The organism is Aliterella sp. E5.1 (genome assembly GCF_057473825.1).
This window is the reverse complement of sequence record NZ_JBYCCV010000301.1, coordinates 1-1,892: the sequence shown is the minus strand read 5'-3', so window position 1 is coordinate 1,892 and position 1,892 is coordinate 1. Positions and strand designations below refer to the sequence as shown.

Below are 1,892 nucleotides of genomic sequence, written 5' to 3'. Positions count from 1 at the left end.
TTGGGAGTTCCCAAGGGAGCCATCAAAGAGCGGGTTCTCTTCATCAATCAAATCTTTGGAGTGGTGGCATAATCCGAACTCCTGCCACAGAGGTTTTCTGTCCTCACAAAGTTTTTGCAACACAACCGAAAACACTTTATTTGATCGAACTTTTCGAGACAGTCAAGGTCAGATTGTACTAGCTCAGATGCCCAATCTGCCGATTATAGTCTGGCTAACAGCTACTTTACTCAACCTGATTCCTACAAATAGCAACATTCACACTGGATTAAACGCGATCGCCTTTGGCTCCTTGTTCACCTGGGCGTGGTTAGAATTATTCCAAGGTGTCAACTACTTCCGGCGATCGCTAGGATTGATTGTGCTGCTGGGCGCAATTGCTTCTAGAATATCCTGGTCGTGAAAGGCTACCGCTCAAAACGTTGCCAGCTTTTTGAAAAAGCTGGCAACGCAATTAATAAAATTTCTTCAGTTGCTAAACATTTTCCCGACCCAGACAAGCAATACTAAAAGAGCGAACAACCTCAGCAAATTGCTGATTTCGCTCCATAAGTGCCATATGTCCGCCTGGAGACAATGAAACGAGTTCTGCTTGAGGTACTTCCTTACTGATCCGCTTACTTGCCAATGGTCGGGTAGCAATATCAGACTTTCCGACCACAACCATTGTGGGAACCGAGATCCTGGGTAATGTTTCGGATTCGTCAAATTTCAGCATTGCCAGCATTCCTCGTGCGAGTACGCCGGGAGAGGCTTTTAAACCAATTAATGTTGAGAAATTAAGCTGCCCACGAGTTTCTGTGCCTCTAAATCCAGAGATTTCGGTAGTTATTAGTGTTGACCCATTCAAATAACTGAGCCAACTTGTGAGCCATAGTAACGGAGAAAGAACGATTGCCAAATGTAACAATGGTTCCACCATTGGCTTTTGTAATATTAATAGTAGTTTGCTAAAAATAGTGGTTTTGAGGGGATTAGTATAGGTTGAATCCACAATAATTAATCCAGCTACTCGTCGAGTCAAATGCTCTGGAAACAAACGGCTGAATGTCAGCAAGATCATACCTCCCATACTATGACCTAACAACATAACTGGTCGCTCTCCGGTTAAGTTTAAAATGGCTTCCAGGTCACGGGCGTATTTTTCTAAGGAATAATCCCGATTCTTAGACTTAATAGATTTGCCCAGACCAGGCAGATCCCATACAACGACACGAAAGCGATCGGTCAGTTGCTTTTTGATGTAATACCAAACTGTGCTGTCAGGTCCCCAACCGTGAGTCAAGATAATCGTTGGAGCATCGTCATCCAAGCCATAAAATTCAACGTAAATCTCACTGCCGTCAGGTCGAACTAAGCGTTGACTTCGCCTACTACGAGTGGGTTTGGGTTCATCTTGACCAGGACGATGCAATAGTAAAATTGGCAAAAAACCCAAAAATGACCATAGCATCATGATTGCACCTAGCAGCAACCAACGGTTGCTAACTAATTCGCCTTCATACCACTGGTAGAGAATGTAGCCTGCGCCACCCAGAAATACGAGCGTCAGTAAACCTGACAGCCAGCGCCAGAGAAAATCGAGGGGCATAAGCATGGCAGGGTCAAACCTCCGAAGCAGAGTATCAAGGTTGAGTCTAAGCGGGGAAGCAAGCCTTGAATACCCCCTGAAGTTAGAACCAGCAATACCTACTACACTTTAAAACCCCAATGCGCGATCGCAATCATGGGGGCAAGTCCGACTGAGAACATCCAGCAGTAGCTTGGGATTGCTACAGGATACGTGTAAAAACCTGCAAGATAGACCTTAAAGCATTACCTAGACTAGCTTTGGAAATCAGATTCAGCCTTGTAAGCAGTCCCACAAAAAGGACAGAAACGATGCTTGAGAG

Annotated in this window: 2 protein-coding genes; one reads left to right on the top strand and one right to left on the bottom strand. The window is 44.8% G+C overall.

The window, feature by feature from the left end; translation table 11 throughout:
• Positions 1-97: 97 nt before the first annotated feature.
• The gene (locus tag AC2VE5_RS26545) at positions 98-403 is read left to right on the top strand and encodes a hypothetical protein (RefSeq protein ID WP_486890538.1); all 306 of its coding nucleotides are present in this window, start codon (positions 98-100) and stop codon (positions 401-403) included.
• A 72-nt stretch (positions 404-475) separates the two neighbouring features.
• Here AC2VE5_RS26545 and AC2VE5_RS26540 read toward each other — a convergent pair whose 3' ends face one another.
• Positions 476-1,591, bottom strand: coding sequence for an alpha/beta fold hydrolase (locus tag AC2VE5_RS26540; RefSeq protein WP_486890537.1), 1,116 nt, complete (start codon positions 1,589-1,591; stop codon positions 476-478).
• Positions 1,592-1,892: the final 301 nt, after the last annotated feature.